We start from the raw sequence: 18,755 nt of genomic DNA on the forward strand, positions 1-18,755 counted from the left end.
ACCATCAATTTGTGTTGCCGATTTATTTTACGGCAACGGACATGCTGTCATGCGCCTTGAACAGCCCCGGGGTCCATCCGGTCAAACCATCTACAGGCGGGAATCCGCTTTCCATACCAACCCTATCAATCATGAACATCATCATTGACCGTGCATCTTCCCGTGGGCATGCCAACCACGGATGGCTGAATACATACCATACGTTCAGTTTTGCCAATTACTTCAATCCGGACCGCATGCAGTTCGGAGCCCTGCGCGTACTCAACGACGACACGGTTCTCCCGGAAGAAGGCTTCGGCACCCACCCCCACAAGAACATGGAGGTAATTTCCATTCCCCTGAAAGGACAGCTCCGCCACGGAGACAGCCTGAACAACAGCCATACCATCACCCGCGGAGAAATCCAGGTGATGAGCGCCGGAACGGGCATCCAGCACAGCGAATTCAACGGCAGTTCCACGGAACCCCTGGAATTCCTTCAAATATGGGTCATTCCGGACAGGGTCAACACGCCCCCCAAATACCGGGACTACGACATCAAGCCCCTGCTGAAGCACAATGAGATTTCCACCTTCCTGGCTCCGGAAACGGATATCTCCATCATGCAGCAGGCCTGGTTCTCCTGGGCGGAACTCGACCGGGGCGTGGAACGGGAATATCAATTCAAGTGCCAGAACACCGGGGTGTACGTCTTCGTGATAGACGGAGAAATCAAGATCGGAGACACGGTGCTGCACCGCCGGGACGGAGCCGGAATAACGGATACGGACTCCATCACCATTGAAGCCATCCAGAACTCAACCGTTCTTCTGATGGAAGTGGCCGTCTGACCTTCCCGCCACCGTGCCATGGCCGCAAACGGCTTCCGGACCCGCCTGCCCTGAATGGCCGGCGGGTTCTTGTTATTTCCCGGCAGCCTTTCTTCTGCTGCGCAGAAAATGGCCTATCCCCCACCCCAGCTGCACCAGACCGTAGCACAGGCAGCCCAGCACCACGCTGGAAACAATCCAGCCCGTCAGGAACTCCAGGCTTACCATGCCGATGCTCAACCCGTCAAACGGGGCCCAGGACCATTGCTGCACTCCCGTTTTCAGCATCTGCCAGTTCGCTCCGGACGTGGGGAGCCCCACAAGGGAAAAAAGGAACCACCCCAGCCACCACTGGGCCGGAATGGCGAAAAAGGTGAAGCCGGGAGGGGAAAGCCACGCCATCAGGATGGCTACGGGGATATTCCCCTTGCGCCACAGGCAGGCGAAAACGCCCCACAGGCTCTGCATGGGCAGCGGGGCAATCGCCGCCGCGGCCCCCCAGGCGGCGCCCGTAGCCACGGACTGCCTGTTCCAGGACCAGTAAACATGGTCAAAAATCCTGGCGGAAAGGAATTTGCTGGCCCACGATTTTTTACGCACCTCCGTCAGCAGGTAAAGCCTGACCTTGCGCATCAATTGCCTGTAGCGGTGTTCCATTCGCCGCAAAGTCTCCTATAAATCCGGGCTGAATCAATCGTAAAATGTTCCAGCGCGCGCCATGCCTCCTTTTTGCCCCCAAATGCCTTTCTTCGCGCGGTTTTTCTTGATTCCCCATGCGGTTTCATGAAATACCTGCGTACGCACCTTCCTTCCGAATCATGAGCAAGCAACGACTCGACGTCCTTCTGGTTTCCCGCAATCTCGTAGAATCCCGGGAACTGGCCCAGAGGCTTATCATTGCCGGAGAGGTGAGCGTGGGTGGCCACCCTTCCACCAAACCGGGCCTCAAGGTCAGTGAAGACGCGGAAATAGCCATCCGGAACCGCCCCCGCTACGTCAGCCGCGGCGGCCTGAAAATGGAGGGAGCCCTGAACGCCTTCCCCGTCTCCGCGGAAGGCAAGGTCTGCCTGGACATCGGCGCGTCCACCGGAGGCTTTACGGACTGCCTGCTCCAGCACGGCGCCGTCAAAGTGCACGCGATCGACGTCGGCACCAACCAGCTCGTCTGGAAACTGCGGCAGGATCCCCGCGTCGTCGTGAAGGAGAAATTCAACGCCCGCTACATGACTCCGGAAGACATCGGAGAACAGGTGGACCTGATCGTCTCCGACGTCTCTTTCATCTCTCTGAAAAAAATCCTGCCCGCGGCCTTCCCCCTGCTTAAGGACGGAGGGGACGCCCTGGTGCTCATCAAACCCCAGTTTGAACTCCAGCCGGAAGACATCGGCCCCGGCGGCATCGTCCGGGACCCGGTCCTGCACCAGCGGGCGGTGGACTCCATACGCGCCTTCGTCACGGAAGAACTAAACCGCTCCTGGATGGGCTGCGAGCCCTCCCCCATCACCGGAACCGACGGGAACCATGAATTCCTGGCGTGGCTCAAGTAGCCGGAACCCTTTTCCTGTGAGGCATGCCGCGCCCCAGGAACGCAGCGCAGGCGGTCCTCTCCCGCTCCCCGCTCCCCGCTGACGCCGCACGCTGCCGGCGGAGCGGAACTTTCCTTCCCCGGCGGGTCAGAGCCTATGGTACACGTCATCGAACGGGACTCTGTACCGCTCGCCCCAGATACCTTTCTCTCCGTCCCGTATGCCGCAGGGGATTACCATATTGATCCCGGCGCCATGAGGCAATTTCAGCAGTTTTTTCATCCGCTTGCTGTCAAATCCCTCCAGCGGGCAGGTATCGTATCCTTCAGCGGCCATGGCAATCATGAACGTCTGGGCGGCGAGGGCGCAGGATTTGTTGACCGTGACGCGCATATCGCACTCCGAGACTTCGCGCATCATGGGGCGGAAAAGGCCTATGCCCCTGGCCAGCAAAGCCCGGAAAGCCCCCAAAATACCGCAGCAGCGCGCATAGAGGAACGGCATCAGCTTTCCATAGTATAATTCCCGGTCCCTGATGCGTTTGGCCTGGCGTTCCTCCGGGCTGTTCCGCCGGATGTTTCCACGCTCGAATTCGAGGACGAATTGCGCCCGCTGCCGGTACAGGTCCTGCCGCGTCACGAAAACGACTATTTCCGAAGCCGTGGCGGCAGCCGGCTGGCCTAGGCAGGCCCCGGCAACGCGGGCTATCAATTCAGGCCGGGTGATTTGGAAGAATTCCCACAACTGCATGTTGGAACTGCTGGGAGCCAGGGAGGCCTATTCCAGGCAGTGTTTCACCTTTTCAGGGTCCAGCGGTTTATTTTTATCAAATACCCGCACGGCCCGGCGGTAATTCAAGGCTTCTTCCAAATTCATGCCATTCACCGCCAACTGCTATTGATTAAACCGTCCCATGACCGTTTCAGCCATCTTTTCCGAACTGAACGGGTCCTGGCCCGTGATCAGATTTCCGTCGGCCACTACTTCCGGCATCATCGGAATCAATGACTTCTTGTAATCCGCCCGCCGTTCCTTCAGCGCGGATTCCAGATCGAAAGGCACCTCCTTTTTCTTTCCGGCCAGACCTTCCTCAAACCAGCTGAATCCCGTGACCTTCTTATCTTTTACCAGATATTGTCCGTCCGAGAGCTTCACGTTTAACAATCCGCATACGCCATGGCAAATAGCACCAACTATTTTATTATTTTCATAGTGGTTTTTGATGAGTTCCTGCAGAACGGCGTTATCCGTAAAATCGAACATCGCGCCGTGGCCTCCGGCCAAATAAATGCAGTCGAACATCTCACCGGAAACTTCATCCAGGCTTTTCGTGTGCCGCAGCACATCCCGGAATTCCGAATCGTCCCAGCAGCTTTTGGACAGTTTGTCCATGTACATCGTTTTCAGACTCATGGGATCGACGGGGGTGTCGCCTCCCTTCGGACTTGCGATGACGATGTCATATCCCCGCTTTTTCGCTCTGTCGTAAATGTGGGTGAGCTCGCTGAGCCACAATCCCGTTTCCTGTTTTCCGTCGGGAAACATCCCGGTTCCGGTTACGACCATCAGTATCTTCATTTGTTTCATATTTCTGTTTTTCCTGTTCTATCTATAAAAACCGGCCATCATCTGTAATTCCTGAATGAAATATTAATTACACACTGCCGGATATATTTATTTTTCATCTATTGGCACCTTCAACCATGCACGGAAAATGAAACTCTTGTCAATGCGCCACTCCATCCTAATAAAAAGGTGCAGCCGGTTAAACGGCCAATCCGCCATCCCCCTTTTAAAGGAAATCCCTGACAGGAACTCCGGGTTTGCCTCCGGGCTCCGGAACCGCATCAGGAAACAGGAAAACACGTCCCACACAGCATTAAAACTCATTCATTTTTAATAAACAATAAAAATATCACTCCCATTTCATCCCGCCGGACCAGCCATGGAAGGGAAAAACGGACCTTCTTTATTACCTGCCGGCCTGCGTCCACCGGAGCAGCCACGGCTGTTCCACACTCCCCTCAATGACACAAAATCTTCCTTCACGGGGCCAACGGTCCGGACATACGGAGCTCCCTCCACGCCATCCCCGCTGGAAAAAGAAGATTCCGCCTTCCTTCATTCCATCAAAAACGCCGCCTTTCCACGGAACCGGGAAAAGCGGCGTGTTCGTTGTTGAACGGATAATTAAAGCTGGGAAGCGGCGCCCTTGTCCAGAAGGAACTTGGCGTTCGGGTGCTTCTGCAGGTAGGAGGCGGCCACATCCACCGTCACAGGCCCCTGAACGGCCTTCTTCACGATGGAAGCCTTCTTTTCGCCCCAGGCCATCAGAGCCACTTCCCGGGCGCCCATGATGGTGGCCACGCCCATGGTGATGGCGGTGGTGGGAACGTTTTCAATGCCGCCGAAAGCGGGGGCGGCGTCGGAACGGGTCAGTTCGTCCAGATGCACCTGGCGGGTGATGGTGGTATCGTCGGAGCCGGGTTCGTTGAAGCCGATGTGGCCGGTGCGGCCAATGCCGAGAATCTGGAGGTCGATGCCGCCGCAGTCCTTGATTTTCTGTTCGTAGGCGGCGCAGTGGGCGGCAATCTCGTCACCCTTCACCGTGCCGGAGGGCAGGTTGATGTTCTCCGGCTTCATGTCGATGTGGTTGAAGAGATTGGTATGCATGAAATACCAGTAGGATTCCGGATGGTCGTGGTCCAGGCCGCTGTATTCGTCCAGATTGAAGGAGATGACGTTGGCAAAGGAAAGGCCTTCTTCCTTGTGCAGGCGGACCAGCTCCGCATAAAAGGGCAGCGGAGTGGCGCCCGTGGCGAGGCCAAGAACCACGTTCCTGCCTTCGGCGGCGCGCGTGCGGATCAGTTCCGCAACTTCTCCTGCCAAAGCCTTGGCAGCATCCTGGGGAGTTTCAAAAGTTTCTACTTTCATAACGCGCCACATTTTACTTCGTTTCCGGGCATTTTCAACCGAAATAGTCCCGGAATGATGCGCATTGGTTCACTTGTGCGGAAAATTCCAGGGAACGGAAGCCTTCACCCTTCCCGCTGCGGAAAATGACCGCAGGCTTCTGCCACAGCCGGATGGATATTCGGCTGAAAGACGCGCCCTTTAATCAGAAAAGGCTATTTTTAATATTACTTCGCTACCATCCAGTTCCCCTTCAGTTGCCGCAAAGGTTTGCGGCGCTCCTGACTGCCAAGGAAGGAAAACCCGGTTTGTTTTGATTTACGAGGGCCGGGAGGCCCTTGTTCCCGGGGCGCGGACATCAAGAGAGACAGCGGAGGTTCACGGCTTAAATGGAAAACGGCCAACTGGAAGCGTAGGGTTGAGCCGTTCATCTTTCAAATTCATCCGTTCCGTGCGTTGCATGCTTCGCTTTCCGTCCAGCCACCAGGCGGGTTCTCCCGGCCTTCCCTCCCGAACCATCATCCGGAGCATGGCAGGGAGCTTATTTCTTACTTCCCACAAGGGCATAAACAGCACGGGAAGAGAAAAAAGCTTTTCTCCTTTAACAGACATCCCCTTCCCTCCGGCAGCCGCGGCCCTTGCGCCACCCCTCCGCATTACCCTTGAACTTTCCACCCTGATCATGTATTGCCTTTCCTGACATGGCAGGTTTGATTATTTCTCCAAGAGCACGCATTTTTCAGGGGCACGACTGGGTTTACGGCACGGAAGTGCGCAAGGTCTTCGGCAATCCCCAGCCGGGGGACGTCGTGGCGCTGAAGGATTTCAAGGACCGCTTCCTGGGATCCGCCATGTTCAACCCCCATTCCCAGATCGTCGCCAGGCGTTTTTCCCGCCGCAAGCAGGAACTGGACGGGGACTTTTTTTCCAGGCGCATCAGCCAGGCGGTGGAACTGCGCCGCCAGTGGCTGCCGGAGGAAACGCTCACGCGCCTCGTCTGGAGCGAGTCTGACGGCCTCCCCGGCCTGATTGTGGACCGTTACGCGGATTACCTGGTCGTCCAGACGCTGACCATCGCCATGGAGCGCCGCCTCCCCATTATCCTGAACGTTCTGGAAGACCTGCTTTCCCCCAGGGGAATCATCGTCAGGAACGATTCCCCCATGCTGGCGGCGGAGGGCATTGAGCCTTCCGTCCGGGTGGCGCGCGGGCAGGAGCCGGAACCCTTCGCCGCAAGCAGCGGCAGAGTGCAATTCATGATTGACCTCCAGACGGGGCAGAAAACAGGGCTGTACCTGGACCAGCTTGACAATTACGCCGCCGTGGCGCGCTTTGCCCGCGGACGCCGCGTGCTGGACTGCTTCTGCAACCAGGGCGGCTTTGCGCTGGCCTGCGCCCTTGCCGGAGCCGCGGAGGTAACAGCTGTGGACGTATCCCAGGACGCCATGGACGCCGTAGCGCGCAACGCAAAGCTGAACGGCGTCTCCATCCAGTGCGTTACGGACAACGCGTTTGACTTCCTGAAGAAGGAGGCGGCCCTCGTCCGGGACGGAGGGGAGCACAAGTGGGACCTGATTATCCTGGACCCGCCCTCCTTCACCAGAAACAAGAAGTCCGTGCATGACGCCATGCGCGGGTATAAGGAAATCCACCTCCGCGCCATGAAGCTTCTGGCCCCGGGAGGCATTCTTTCCACCTTCTGCTGTTCCCACCACGCCGGGGCGGACCTGTTCCGGGAAAGCGTTCTCGACGCCGCCATCGATGCGCCCGCCACCCTGCGCCTGATACAGCAACACGGCCAAAGACCGGATCATCCAATTTTACTGAACATTCCGGAAACGGAATACCTTAAGGGCTTCACTTATGAACTGCTTCCCGGCAGATGATTTTGTTATTATAACAATATCCTTCTTTCCGGCCTGATATTGTAAAGAATACGATGTTGTTTTCCCTGAATAAAAACAATCGTTTCAATGAAAAAATACTTGCTTATCCCTTTTTCCTGTCCTATATTGCGTTTCGAGCAGGTGAGCGCTCGTTAAAAAAGCTCTCTGGATCTTAACGGATCCAGTTTCATAGGGTAGTTGGGGCGCCCCGGTCGTTTTACGACCGGGGCGACTTTCTTTTTCAGGGAATGTCTGGAATTGCATCTTTTCAATCAGGCGGTTTTATAGTAGGGTAATGGAAATAACCCACATTTCCCTTCATGCATCCTGCCGTAGAACAAATCCGCCAGTACCTGCAATTGATCGCCCTGCAATTCGTGCAACATCCGGAACAGGCGGAATTGCGCGTTGCGGAATCTCCGCAGGGAGACGCCGTCCGCTTCCGCCTGATTCTGGAAAAGACGGACGTGGCCCGCATCATCGGCCGCAACGGAATGACGGCCTCCGCCATCCGCTCCCTGGCGAAGGCGGCCGGGGAAAAGCACGGCATCAAGGTCATCGTGCACATGCTTTCCCATGAGGAGGCGGCCGAACAGCCGTAAGCGCTCCCGCGCCCTATAATTCCACATCCAGCACCAGGGCCAGCAGATTGAACTGGTCCGGCGTCTCCACACGGAGGGCGAAGCAGGACTGTTCATCCATGCCGTAGTTGTGGATCATCCGCACGTAGCCGGAATAAGGCTCCGCCACGCCGTACCTGCCGGGCTGGAAATCCCTCCACGCATCCGGATGGCCCGTTCCGTAACGGAATTTCAGGGTGCTTTCATGAAGGAGCGCCCGCGCGCCAAGCTGCTTTTTAAACCTGCCCAGCGTCTCAAGCGTCTCCAGGGGCATCGTCCTCACCTCCGCCGGAGCGGCCAGCCCTACGGTCACGGTTTCTCCGTCCAGCCTGCCGGGACAGGCGGCATTCCCCTCCCCGTCCACGCTGACGGGCAGGCAGGCTCCCTCCCCGTCCAGCAGGAGGGCGCCGCACCCCGCCAGATGGCCCAGGCCGGCCATCTTCTCTCCCTGCACCACGGCCTCCGTGCAGGCATCCAGGCAGACGTTGCCGTCCGCCAGGCGTTCCACCGTGATGCAGGCCCGCTCCCCTTCCCCGCGCGCCACGGCAAACCACACCTCTTCATCCGGCGTGCCATGGGAGCCGCGCAGGGACGCCACGGACAGGATGCGTCCATGCTCCAGGCGGTGAGCGTGCCACGCCGCCACGTTCTGCTCCCTGTTCAGCGTCATGCACACGGCGCTGCCGTCCCCCAGCACGCACCAGACGTGGAACGCCGTGCTCCTCTGCACCGTCCAGTCCACAATCCCCGCCGCCAGCAGGTGGTCGGACAGCAGGCTGACGTCCCGCGTCTGGTAGCCGTCCGCCTCCAGGGAATAGAACAATTCCCGGACCTTCATCCCTCCCTGCTGCACGAACAGAAGGCTGTTTTCCACCGTCAGGGCGTCCAGAGAGGCGGACCCCACCCCGGAATGGCGCTCAAACCCGGCATTGGACGCATTCAGCCCTTCCGAGTTGGAGGCGGACAAGCGCCACTCTCCCTCACTGGTGCCGATCATCAGCCCCCGGAGTGAGGCAATCCAGGAGATGCGGTTCTGCTGGGAGGCCGCCATCGTCAGAATCATGGGAGAATCCGACGGAATGCCGGGAGTGAACGCGGAAAAATCATCCACCCTGCTGGCCCACAGCGTCTGCGGCTGCCCCGGCGTACCCCCGAACCACAGCCGCCCCTGGTGGAACTCCACCGTGCACGGATAGCCGTTCCGGACGCCGAACGCGCCGAATGACCAGTCATTGGTCTCGCAGTCGCCCAGCACGTAATAGGACAGGTGAAGGGCGTTCGCGAGGTAGACGCTGCGGGGGGAAACATATTCCTCCACTACCATTTCATGGTTGAAGGAGCCGGCGGCGGCCCGGAACACGGGCGTTCCCGTGGAAACGCCGTTCCTGTACGCCATCAGGCGGATTTTGTAGTAGGACATTTCCTCTTCATTGCCGCTCAGGGTAAAGTTGTTCCGGAACCCGTCCCGCTGCTGGAAGCTCTTCACGGAATGCCACACCAGCTCCGGCTGGTTGGGAAGGTAGTTGGAGCCGTCCGGATACCCCCGGCAGATTTCCCACTCCGCATCCCAGGTGCCCGTCGTTTCCAGCGTCCACGCGCCGCTGACATGGACGCGGGCGCTGGCATCGGAACCTTTTTCAAAAAAGGCCGTGTACCGCTCCGGGCGGTTCACTCCGGGCTGGTAGTCGTTTTTCCGGCTGAAATCACGGATGCAGGTATAGGCCTGCCGCCAGCCGTCCTCCCGGTCCATGGAAAAAGTCTCCCCCTTGTAGAGGTCCCGGTCCAGGGTCGTCAGATGGTAAAAGGGCATCTGCGTTCCCTCCACAACAGCCTCTCCGTACTTCCTGGTGACGCGCAGAAATTCCCTTCCCTCCATTTCCGGCGTGAACACATCATCGTCCGCCGTGGCCAGCAGCCTGTTGGCGCTGCCGTCCCGCACCATGCGGCATTCCAGCCTCACGGCATTGAACAGGGAGCTTTCATAGGGCATGCCGGAAAACTCCAGCGCCTCCAGCCTCCAGTCATCGTCCGCATGGCGGGCCAGCGTCATGGGCGGCGTGGACGGCTCCACGCAGTAAATCACATCATTCAGCTGCTGCATCCGGAGGTTCCCCACCTGCTCGTCCGTCTTCCACGGGGTAGGCGTTTCCAGCACGCCGCCCTCCGCATCCGGCAGGGGCGCGCCGTCCTTGAAATACCGGATGTAGCCGCGCCCCACTTCCAACATGAACTGCACCCCCGTGGAGTACTTGAAGGAAACCAGCCTCACGCCCCCCTCCGTGCACCCAGCGCGGGCAACCAGGCGCGTTCCCGGCCTGCGCCGGAGTCCGCCGAAGGGGCTGACCAGGAAATTCCTCAGCCGGGAGGCGCCGCGGGACACAGGGTCCAGGTCGGCGCGCCCGGCCAGCCACGGGGTCAGTTCCCCGGCGGTGAAACTGAGCCGCTGTAATACTTGTTTTGCCATATTCCTTCCCACCAAAGCAGGGAGGAGGAAAAGCCGTCAACACGCCTGAAAGGTGATGTGAAGAATCGCCTCTTCCGGCGCCTGCCTGTTTCAATCTCCTTTGCGCACCATATACGGAACAGACTAACCATTTATTGGTATAAAATTTTCATAACCCTATATTTCAAAAACCCATATTGACGGGTAATATGTTTTTATATAAAATTCAATTATTCTTTTATAAAATGCCGCTAACTCCCCCTTCATTTCTTTCCCGTTTGTCGATCCTCATTCTGATGATTCTATTCAGTTCCGTTTTTCTGTGGGCTGATGAAGAAGAGGAAGACACTCTGGAAGAAACGGAAGAAGAAGCCACCGGCCCCCTGCAAATTAAACAGCAAACAGCACTTTGTTCTGCAGATTATTACATCAAAGGCGGAACAGGAGATAAGGAAGAGGATCGGAAAAGGAAAAACATCGGGATCGGTGAAAAAATCACTTTCTTGCTTGTCGGCAAACCGAAAGGCGCCATCAAAGAACTTAAATGGAATATAGAAGGGAATGGGTTCAAACAAGTTAATACCGAACAACTTCAGGGAGAATTAAAAATTGCTCTGACTGCAAAGGATGACCTGGAGAAGGACGCGACCGCAAAAATCAAAGCAGAAACAAGTGAAGGTCAAAAAGCTGAAATTACTATCAATATCAGAATCCCTAAAAAGTTAAAGAAAGAAAAATTTGAGGGTATAATAGACATGGGAGACGGAAACCCCATATCTACTGATATGTTTCAATTCTCCAAAGGGGAACATGGCCTTTTAGGCTTTATTCAATTAACGCTTTCCCCTACTAACGTCAGTTTCAAAAAGATCAAAATCATTGAACGGGATGGGGGCCTCATGTGGGAAGGGAAAAATTCCAAGCCTCCAAAAACTAAACCAGAACTGGCGAATGAACATAAAACTTGTAATCTTGCCGGTTCCGTTGGAAACAAAAATCATTTTTATGACATGGTAGGCGATAATCGTTTTATCGAAGAAATTATAGAAACAATTAAGAATTCGAAATATAATCCTCAAAAATTTTGGCTTGTATGCAAATTATATGTACATAGAGGACATGGAGGAGAGGGAAGCGAAGCAGAAGATACCATTCTGTTGAGCACAACTAATCAAAAATATCATATAGAAGCCATTGATGAATCTACGACAAATACGATTGTCGAAAAATTCAATATTAAATTTGAAAGAAACAGCAATGATGGCTAAAACCTTAATGAAAATACTGCCACGCTTATTCCTTTGTTTTGTCTTGCCAATAATCGGCTGGAATTCCGCCTTGGCTGCTCCTGAGTTGGAAAGCCCGGACTGCCTTGAGCAGTACAAACACCCTTCCCCCGGCATCGGAGAGCTTGCCGCCATGCTGAAAGACAAACGGTTCAAATCCTTTTACAAGAAGATGGAACAAGATGCCCTCATTTTTAAAGTGACAACGCAGGATAACATCCATACTGAGTTAAAGGAAAAAGTCTGGCATTGCTACCTCGCCGCCCTGGCTCCAGTTTTTACCTTTAAGACCTACCGGGAAACGGAACCGGATGTCGATATGGACGATGCGGAGGACCTGAACCGTAAATCCATGGTATGCGGCCATCTGGAAAAATATATAACCCTGGTCCGAAATTCCGGGAAAATGAAACCACCCCTGAAAAAAACGGTCATTCGGAAACTTCTGCTTCCCTATTACGCCCGTATTCTGAAACAGTTTAAAAATGCCGGAGAGAAGAATCCCTACAGGATTGCAGCCTATAAAGATCTTAAAGATATGCCTGCCCAAACAGAGGAAAACCGGAAACGCTCTGAAGAACAGGTGAGAAAACTCAAACAACTCAGCATGAGAGAGCTTAAGATTCTTATCAATGATGTAGCGTGGGGAGAGTCTTTCATTGAAGCAAGAAACGTCATGGTGGAAGACGAAGTCAAGCATCTGGAAAAAGTGTTCATGGAATTGCTCGTCTCCGAATTTCCCGGTCAATATTCCAAGGTAGAAGAATTCCTGCTTCAATCCGGATACACCAGGGAAGACATTCCCAACCTGATTGACCACACCGTTGGCCGTGAACCTGAAACCGACTTTCTCTACCAGGGCAGGCACCGGGTTGAACATGACCGACTTCTTAAAAAGAAGGGAAAGAAATAAAAACACCTGTTCCCCTTTGAAGAATAACCTTTCAAAAGCACCTGCCATAAAAACGGCAGGTGCTTTTTCAAGTCATTACTTTCGTAAAGTGCGGGGAAACATTGAATATCCAGTCCTTCCCTACAAGGCAATGGCCCAGAGCACCTTCAGGTAGCGGCCTTCCGGGTACGTGCTCAGGAAGGGGTGGTCCCAGCCGGGGCCGGTCATCGCCATGATCTGGAGCTTGCGCCCCTGCCGCTGGGCGGCCTTGATGACGGTGTGCTCAAACTCCGCAGGGGAAAGCAGCCCGGAACAGGAACAGGTGACGAACAGGCCGCCGGGCCGCACGCATTGCAGCCCCAGCATGTTGAGGTCATGGTATTTTTTGATGCCTTCCTCGTATCCCTCCCTGCCGATGATGAATTTGGGCGGGTCCAGCAGCACGGCGTCAAACAGGCGTCCGTTGCGCACCATCTGGCGCGCGTAGACAAAGGCGTCCGCATGCACGAAGTCGATGCGCTGCTGGTTGATATTGCCGTTCCTCTTCGCCATGGCGATGGCCTTTTCATCCAGGTCCACGCCCGTGACTTCCGCCGCTCCTCCCAGCATTTTGGCGGCAATGGAAAAGCCGCCGCTGTAGCAGCACAGGTCCAGCACCGCGGCCCCCTTCACCAGGGAGGCGAATTTAAGGCGGTTGTCCCGCTGGTCGCAGAAGAAGCCCGTCTTGTGCCCCTGGGCGAAGTCCACTTCATAAGTGATGCCGTTTTCCACAATCTTCACCAGCCGGACCGGAGCGGGGGATTCCGGGGCGTCCTCCGCGCGGATGCCCTCCATGCGGGCAATGCCTTCGTCCACCTGCACCACGTGGCGCTTCGTGCCGCACAGGCGGTGCAGCAGGGGCAGCCAGCGGTCCAGCCTCTGCCAGACGGCCAGCGTGCTCACCTCCAGGCTCAGCACGTCCGCGTAACGGTCCACCACCAGGCCGCCCAGGCCGTCGGAGTCACCGTGCAGCACGCGGTAAGCGTTGGTGGTTTCATCCAGGCACAGAATCTCCCGGCGCAGCTTCACGGCGCGTTCCAGGGCGGCGTCCAGGTCCCGCTCGGTAAAGGCGTCCTTCCCGTGGTACACCACGCGCAGGGGCGTGCGGCTGGCCTCGTTCCAGAAGCCCGCGCCGAACAGTTCCCCGTTCTTGTCATAGACGTGCACCAGGCTTCCCGGGGCTATTTCCCCGCTCACGGAGCCGAGCATGCGGGGGAAAACGGCGGGATTGTACGTGAAGTATTTCAGCTCCACCCACGGCGTGAGCCATTGTTCACTGCCCTCCGGGGACTTGTTGACAAAAAGGTTCTTTTTGGGAGCCGTGCGCGGGCGCCCCGGCTGGGAGCGGCGGTCCCGGTAGGCGGGCCTGGGGCGGGAATCGCTAGAATCACGGGAATTGCGGAAATCGTTCATGAAATGCGGGAGAGGAAGGTTGGATCTGAGGCATAGCGGGCCACGGCCAGGTCGATGGCCTCTTCATACGTCCTCACGGGCCGCTTCATCAGGGAAGCGAGCCGTTCGCAGGACATGGCGGTATGCCGGGGCCGAGCATCCCTGAAACCGGCCTGTTCGTCGAGCTTTTGTTCCGCCACGGGCGGCAAAGAAGGCAGCAGCCCGTGCTTCACGGCGCATTTCAGAGCGGTCACGGCATATCCGTGCCAGGAGACGGGTTCCCCGGACTGGCACAGGTGCAGCGCGCCGGACGCGTCGCTTTCATAGGCCAGGAAACGGAGCCACCCGCACAAATCCTCCACCCACGCGGGCATGGACCATTTGTCCGCCACGGCGGAGAGGGGTTCTCCGTTCAGCGCCTTCCGCAGCACCATCTCCGGGAAGGAGGGCCGTTCCGGATTGCCGAACACCCAGGAAACGCGGGCAACCAGCGCCTCCGGCATTTCCTCCCGCACGCGGAGTTCCGCCTCCAGCTTGGATTCTCCGTACACGTTCACGGGGCGGCACTTGTCCGACTCCGTTTTCAGGCCGGCCCTCCTGCCGTCCAGCACGTAGTCCGTGCTCAGGTGGATGAAGCGCATGCCCTCCAGGCGGCAGATGCGAGCCATCATCTCCGGGGCCATGGCGTTCACGCGGTGCGCCGTCTCCGGATCATCCAGGCAGGCCTCCAGGCCGCTCACGGCGGCGCAGTTCACCACGTGGGTGGCGCCGGAGGAAAGCAGCACGTTTTTCAGGGCTTTTAAATCCTTTAAATCACAGGCGTCCCGTCCGCATCCCACCACTTCCATGCCTTCCTCTTCCAGATGCGCCGCCAGGCGGCTCCCCACACGGCCGCCCGCTCCGAACACCAATGTTCTGTACATGACACGGAGCTTAGCCATTCCCCCTCCAAAATCCAATGAAAACCTTTTTTCATCGTGACAAAAGATTGAAAGGCTGTTTGAATTAAAGTTGTGTTTTACCATGAATATTCTTTAACGGCCTGCGGTCCGCTGAACGCCAGAGCCGCGGAAGTATGCAGGAAAGGAGCCCTCATTAAAACGGATGAAGGCGGGTACGGCTGCATCCAGCCGTGGCCGGAGCTGGGGGACGCCACGTTGCAGGAGGAACTGGACGCGCTCAGGAAGGGAAGCCCGCTGCCGCTGGGCATCCGCGCCTTGGAATGCGCCCGGACGGACGGGGAGGCGCGCGCGAAGGGCGCCAGCCTGTTTGACGGCCTGCACATTCCGGCCAGCCACGCCACGCTGCCCTCCTGCGTCAGCCCCGCCACCATCCGCATCATGGAATCCAAGGGGTTCAAGGCCGGAAAAATCAAGGCCAGCCCCAACCTGGCCGCCGCCCTGGAACGGCTGACCATGCTCGCCTCCATGGTCCCCGCCTGGCGCTGGCGGCTGGACTTCAACGGCTGCCTGAATGAAAACGACGCCCTGAAATTCTGGAAATCCCTGCCCCACCACCTGAAAACCCGGATAGATTTCATTGAAGACCCGTGCCCCTTCTCTGTCCAGAGCTGGGAACGGCTGGTGGACGCCGGCATGCCGCTGGCCCTGGACATGGGCTCGGACTCGGAGCACCAGCCGGCCATCTCCTCGGACCTGCCCATCATCCGCATCGTCAAGCCCGCGAGGGAAGCTACGCCGGAGTATCTTTACGAGCCCCCCGTGTTCACCACCGTCATGGACCATCCCGTGGGGCAGCTCTGGGCCGTCTACCAGGCGGCGGACTACTACCGCAACGCCCTGCCCACGGAAATCCCCCTCTGCGGCCTTTGCACACACCTCCTGTTTGAACCGGACCCCTTCCTTGACCAGATGGGCGGCATGAACCCGCAGGTAGCCGTTCCCGCCGGAACGGGACTGGGCTTTGACGGGATGCTGGAAGCCCTGCCCTGGAAAAAACTCTGACAGGACGCCGCGCTCTCCCGGAACTTCGTCCGGACACAAAGAAGGCATGAAGCGGAACGCGCTTCATGCCTTCGTCATTTGCCCGGGAACAACCGGAAAAGCCCTTTACTTCGGTTCCGCGGCGAACTTGAGGCCGGGATACTCCTTCACGTTGCAGCCAGGCGTCTTGGGGTTCACCTGCACGGGAACGAACGTGAACATCCACCGGCGCGCGGAATTGTTGCTGGGGCTCTTCACCAGCACGCGGTTCCAGCCCTTCTTCAGGGGAACCATGGAAGGCTCCCGGAAATGGTAGTTTTCATCCACCAGCACGCCGCCGTTGCGCGGCTTCTTCCATTGCGGGGGGTCAATCTCCTGCCCGTTCACGAAGAACCTGGGATTCGCGTGGAACCACTTGCCGGGGACGCTCGCCGGGCCGTTGCGCCAGTCGGACGTGGCCCAGGTATGGCCGCTGATCCAGAAGGGCACCGTCTGCGCCTTCGGGGAATAAATCCAGGTCTGCGCGTAATAGGTGTGGTTCTTGTGGGGATAGGCCCCCATCTTCGCCCCGTTGAACAGCGTCGGGAAATCGCAGTAATGCTTGAAGATGATGGTGGCTCCGGTGTAGGCGTCCTTGGACCACTCGTAGGTAACGCCGTCAATCTCGTAGGAATCCTTCATCTTCCCGGTCTTGTTGTCCGCCTCCGGGGCGAACTCCGTTTCCGTCTTCCCTCCGTTGGGAATGGGGCCCAGCAGCTTCCACGGAATATTGGCCTGCCGCACGTAATTGAACTCCTTGTTCACGAAGAAGCGGTCCCGGATGGCGAGCACGCGGTTTTCATACTCCGCAAATCCTTTCAGCAGCGGGTCCCCCTGCACGGGCAGGTTGGAGAAATACTTCATGTACTCGTCCTGGTTGGGGTCTCCCTGCACCTTTTCATGGGGATTGTTCCACAAGGGCTCGGAAACGAACGCCATCCCTGCGTAAACGGGCGTCTGGAGAACCTGGTTGCGCGGGTCCGTAATTTCCAGGTCCGGGAAAGAGCACAGCATCATGCCCAGGCCGTCCGCATTCTGGAACGGGCAGGCCCGGCGGAAGTACATGGTCATGGCCGTTTCAAACGGATCGAGGTGGTTCAGGTAGGTCTCCAGGGAATCCACGTACTTGGACCCGTTGACAGGCCATGCGCCACGGTTCTGGCGGCCGGACCACAATTGCAGGATGGAGCCGTTATAGCCCTTAGGCGTCAGGCCGGGGTGCCACCTCATGGGCGTGCGGCCGCAGGACTCCACCGCATTGATGTATTCCTTCAGAATGTCATTGTTCACCTGCTCGTCCTTGCCGTGGGCCTCGTCCGTGCCGATGTGGATGATGGGCATCTTCTCCTTGGGAACCAGGGCGCACATCTCCTTGATCAGGGCCACCAGGGCCTTCGTGGCCTTTTCATCGCTCATCTTCACGTTGAGCGCCTTCCGGAACGCCTGGCTGTGCCCCGGCATGTCCATCTCCGGAATCAGCAGGATGTTGCGCAGGCGGCAGTACTCCACCAATTGCTTGAACTCCTTCTGCGTATAGAATTTGCCCGGCATGCGGGTGAAATTCTTGGGATCATTCAGTTCCGGATAAATCTTGGACTCCAGCCGCCAGCCGGGATGCTCCGTGAAATGGAAGTGGTACACGTTCAGCTTAAGTTGCGCCATGGAATCCAGCTCCTGCGCGATCAGGGGGAGCGGCATGTAATTGCGGCCCACGTCGTTCATGAACCCGCGGATTTCAAAATCCGGCCAGTCCACGATGTCGCAGGCGGCGATGGTCGTCGTCCCGCCGCGCCGCAGGAGAAGCTGCTCCAGCGTCTTCATGCCGTAATAAAACCCCCTGGTGTCCGCTGCCGTAATCAGCGCGCCGCCGGGAGTCACGCGGAGTGAATAGGCCTCCTCCTTCAGCTTGGGATTCTCCGTGCCGGCCTTCACCTCCCCCTTCACGAACTTGACGGCGAACGCCCCGTCCGGAGCCACCTTCACCCGGTGGTCCGCCAGAAAGGACTTCAATTCGGAAACGATGAACTTCATCTGTTCCGGATAGGAAGTCCTGGACGGAGACGGGGCCAGGATGCGAACGGACTGCACGCGAATGGCCTTGCCGGTCCAGTGCAGCTGCTGGGGCTTGGGAACCAGGGGCGGCTGGTCCGCCGGGAACAGCCTGTAATTGGCTCCGTTCGCCGGGAAGGAGGGAGCCGTATCCTGTCCCCACGCCCCGGCGCACGCCATGCACATCCACGCAAACGATAATAAAAGGAACTTCATGCGGGTAATAATACGCCCGCAAAGGCCCCTGCCTGTCAAATCTATCGTGTTCCACAGCCCGGAAAACGGGTTCCCGGCAGCGGTTTTTGCAAAAAGACCAGAACCCGCGCCTACATGACGGAGGGAGGCTTGACGGCCTGCGCGGCGGGGTGGTCTTCAATCTCCCCGGTGGTTCCGTTCACGGCCACGCCGCGGCGCACGGCGTAAAGCCCCGCTTCCTCCTCCTTCTTCCCGGCCACAAAGGCCCAGTAGTAACTGTTCCGGTCATGGTAGCAGGCCCACTCTCCGGCAATGCCGGGGCGCGCCTCCATCAGCAGGGAATAGGAATCCGCGGGGGAAACCTTGAAGCCCCTGGGCGTATCCAGCCCGGAGGAGGGAAAGGACCGGATGTCCCCCCTCCACACCAGGTCCAGGGGGGAGGTGGACAGCAGGCCGTCCGCAAGATGGCTGCCCGCCAGCATCTGCCCGGTGCCGAGCATGGGCAGGCAGGAAGAGCACAGAAGGGCGCCTCCGCAGACGGCGGCAAGGCGCAGGAAAGGGCAAACGGAAAAAGTCATGGCGTGTTCCTGGAAAAAGGCGGAAAGGAATCAACCCCCAAAAGCTTCCCCAGTCAATCAAAAACAGGCCTTTCCGGCCGCTCCGGCGGAAAAATGCCCGCTCCCCGGACGGGTGGACAGCTTGACAACCCCTCCGCGCATTCCT

Annotated in this window: 15 protein-coding genes and 1 pseudogene; 7 read left to right on the forward strand and 9 right to left on the reverse strand. The window is 57.7% G+C overall.

The annotated features are described in order from the left end of the window. Nucleotides 1-131: 131 nt before the first annotated feature. On the forward strand, nt 132-830 hold the full coding sequence (locus J5W70_RS11640; protein ID WP_022397108.1) for a pirin family protein: 699 nt from the start codon (nt 132-134) through the stop codon (nt 828-830). 72 nt (nt 831-902) lie between these two features. Here the strand turns inward: J5W70_RS11640 and J5W70_RS11645 are convergent, their stop codons facing one another. Then, nucleotides 903-1,442 carry a DUF2062 domain-containing protein gene (locus tag J5W70_RS11645; protein ID WP_215837069.1) on the reverse strand — a complete coding sequence of 180 codons (540 nt, stop codon included), beginning with the start codon at nt 1,440-1,442 and terminating at the stop codon, nt 903-905. Between the two features lie 185 nt (nt 1,443-1,627). Here J5W70_RS11645 and J5W70_RS11650 point away from each other — a divergent pair, with 185 nt between their 5' ends. Continuing rightward, nucleotides 1,628-2,356: a TlyA family RNA methyltransferase gene (locus tag J5W70_RS11650; protein ID WP_102721986.1), complete on the forward strand. Its 729-nt coding sequence runs from the start codon at nt 1,628-1,630 to the stop codon at nt 2,354-2,356. 126 nt (nt 2,357-2,482) lie between these two features. On the opposite strand, the pseudogene J5W70_RS11655 reads toward J5W70_RS11650, so the two are convergent. From J5W70_RS11655 to nagB, 3 genes and pseudogenes are all read right to left on the reverse strand, one after another. Further along, nucleotides 2,483-3,211 (reverse strand): annotated as a pseudogene (locus J5W70_RS11655) (nitroreductase family protein). 18 nt (nt 3,212-3,229) lie between these two features. Continuing rightward, on the reverse strand, nt 3,230-3,922 hold the full coding sequence (locus J5W70_RS11660) for a type 1 glutamine amidotransferase domain-containing protein (RefSeq protein ID WP_022397112.1): 693 nt from the start codon (nt 3,920-3,922) through the stop codon (nt 3,230-3,232). Between the two features lie 603 nt (nt 3,923-4,525). Continuing rightward, nucleotides 4,526-5,269: a glucosamine-6-phosphate deaminase gene (nagB, locus tag J5W70_RS11665; protein WP_022397114.1), complete on the reverse strand. Its 744-nt coding sequence runs from the start codon at nt 5,267-5,269 to the stop codon at nt 4,526-4,528. A 680-nt stretch (nt 5,270-5,949) separates the two neighbouring features. Here nagB and J5W70_RS11670 point away from each other — a divergent pair. Further along, entirely contained in the window at nt 5,950-7,134 is a 1,185-nt protein-coding gene (locus J5W70_RS11670; RefSeq protein WP_022397115.1) for a class I SAM-dependent rRNA methyltransferase, read from the forward strand. A gap of 320 nt (nt 7,135-7,454) precedes the next feature. Then, a complete protein-coding gene (locus J5W70_RS11675) occupies nt 7,455-7,736 on the forward strand; it encodes a KH domain-containing protein (protein WP_012420852.1) in 282 nt (93 codons plus the stop codon). 13 nt (nt 7,737-7,749) lie between these two features. On the opposite strand, the gene J5W70_RS11680 is transcribed toward J5W70_RS11675, so the two are convergent. Beyond that, nucleotides 7,750-10,218 (reverse strand): phage tail protein, encoded by a 2,469-nt coding sequence (locus tag J5W70_RS11680; protein WP_022397116.1) that lies wholly within the window; start codon nt 10,216-10,218, stop codon nt 7,750-7,752. Between the two features lie 275 nt (nt 10,219-10,493). Between J5W70_RS11680 and J5W70_RS11685 the strand changes: the two genes are divergently transcribed. Beyond that, nucleotides 10,494-11,465, forward strand: a complete 972-nt coding sequence (locus tag J5W70_RS11685; RefSeq protein WP_215837070.1) for a hypothetical protein — start codon at nt 10,494-10,496, stop codon at nt 11,463-11,465. Then, nucleotides 11,455-12,396 carry a hypothetical protein gene (locus J5W70_RS11690; protein ID WP_022397118.1) on the forward strand — a complete coding sequence of 314 codons (942 nt, stop codon included), beginning with the start codon at nt 11,455-11,457 and terminating at the stop codon, nt 12,394-12,396. Before J5W70_RS11685 ends, J5W70_RS11690 begins: the two co-directional genes overlap by 11 nt. Nucleotides 12,397-12,516: 120 nt before the next feature. Here the strand turns inward: J5W70_RS11690 and J5W70_RS11695 are convergent, their stop codons facing one another. Continuing rightward, nucleotides 12,517-13,827 (reverse strand): class I SAM-dependent rRNA methyltransferase, encoded by a 1,311-nt coding sequence (locus J5W70_RS11695; RefSeq protein WP_022397119.1) that lies wholly within the window; start codon nt 13,825-13,827, stop codon nt 12,517-12,519. Continuing rightward, on the reverse strand, nt 13,824-14,729 hold the full coding sequence (locus tag J5W70_RS11700; protein WP_215837071.1) for an SDR family oxidoreductase: 906 nt from the start codon (nt 14,727-14,729) through the stop codon (nt 13,824-13,826). The genes J5W70_RS11695 and J5W70_RS11700 overlap by 4 nt, the downstream gene beginning before the upstream one ends. Nucleotides 14,730-14,819: 90 nt before the next feature. On the opposite strand from J5W70_RS11700, the gene J5W70_RS11705 reads away from it, so the two are divergent. Continuing rightward, a complete protein-coding gene (locus J5W70_RS11705) occupies nt 14,820-15,770 on the forward strand; it encodes an enolase C-terminal domain-like protein (protein WP_022397121.1) in 951 nt (316 codons plus the stop codon). Nucleotides 15,771-15,875: 105 nt separating this feature from the next. Here J5W70_RS11705 and J5W70_RS11710 read toward each other — a convergent pair whose 3' ends face one another. Together J5W70_RS11710 and J5W70_RS11715 are read right to left on the reverse strand one after the other, a co-directional pair. Further along, complete coding sequence (locus J5W70_RS11710) at nt 15,876-18,053, reverse strand: family 20 glycosylhydrolase (RefSeq protein ID WP_102728142.1); 2,178 nt, start codon at nt 18,051-18,053, stop codon at nt 15,876-15,878. Between the two features lie 110 nt (nt 18,054-18,163). Further along, nucleotides 18,164-18,610, reverse strand: a complete 447-nt coding sequence (locus tag J5W70_RS11715; RefSeq protein ID WP_102728141.1) for a hypothetical protein — start codon at nt 18,608-18,610, stop codon at nt 18,164-18,166. Nucleotides 18,611-18,755 lie beyond the last annotated feature (145 nt).

It is taken from the genome of Akkermansia massiliensis (assembly GCF_018847375.1).
GTDB lineage: Bacteria > Verrucomicrobiota > Verrucomicrobiia > Verrucomicrobiales > Akkermansiaceae > Akkermansia > Akkermansia massiliensis.

Bases quoted from the DNA above. Each gene is read 5' to 3' on its own strand.
- J5W70_RS11680 (WP_022397116.1), bottom strand. From the start codon at position 10,218: ATGGCAAAACAAGTATTACAGCGGCTCAGTTTCACCGCCGGGGAACTG.
- J5W70_RS11700 (WP_215837071.1), bottom strand. From the start codon at position 14,729: ATGTACAGAACATTGGTGTTCGGAGCGGGCGGCCGTGTGGGGAGCCGC.
- J5W70_RS11645 (WP_215837069.1), bottom strand. From the start codon at position 1,442: ATGCGCAAGGTCAGGCTTTACCTGCTGACGGAGGTGCGTAAAAAATCG.
- J5W70_RS11715 (WP_102728141.1), bottom strand. From the start codon at position 18,610: ATGACTTTTTCCGTTTGCCCTTTCCTGCGCCTTGCCGCCGTCTGCGGA.
- J5W70_RS11640 (WP_022397108.1), top strand. From the start codon at position 132: ATGAACATCATCATTGACCGTGCATCTTCCCGTGGGCATGCCAACCAC.
- J5W70_RS11670 (WP_022397115.1), top strand. From the start codon at position 5,950: ATGGCAGGTTTGATTATTTCTCCAAGAGCACGCATTTTTCAGGGGCAC.
- J5W70_RS11710 (WP_102728142.1), bottom strand. From the start codon at position 18,053: ATGAAGTTCCTTTTATTATCGTTTGCGTGGATGTGCATGGCGTGCGCC.
- J5W70_RS11690 (WP_022397118.1), top strand. From the start codon at position 11,455: ATGATGGCTAAAACCTTAATGAAAATACTGCCACGCTTATTCCTTTGT.
- J5W70_RS11675 (WP_012420852.1), top strand. From the start codon at position 7,455: ATGCATCCTGCCGTAGAACAAATCCGCCAGTACCTGCAATTGATCGCC.
- J5W70_RS11695 (WP_022397119.1), bottom strand. From the start codon at position 13,827: ATGAACGATTTCCGCAATTCCCGTGATTCTAGCGATTCCCGCCCCAGG.
- J5W70_RS11660 (WP_022397112.1), bottom strand. From the start codon at position 3,922: ATGAAACAAATGAAGATACTGATGGTCGTAACCGGAACCGGGATGTTT.
- J5W70_RS11650 (WP_102721986.1), top strand. From the start codon at position 1,628: ATGAGCAAGCAACGACTCGACGTCCTTCTGGTTTCCCGCAATCTCGTA.
- nagB (WP_022397114.1), bottom strand. From the start codon at position 5,269: ATGAAAGTAGAAACTTTTGAAACTCCCCAGGATGCTGCCAAGGCTTTG.
- J5W70_RS11685 (WP_215837070.1), top strand. From the start codon at position 10,494: ATGATTCTATTCAGTTCCGTTTTTCTGTGGGCTGATGAAGAAGAGGAA.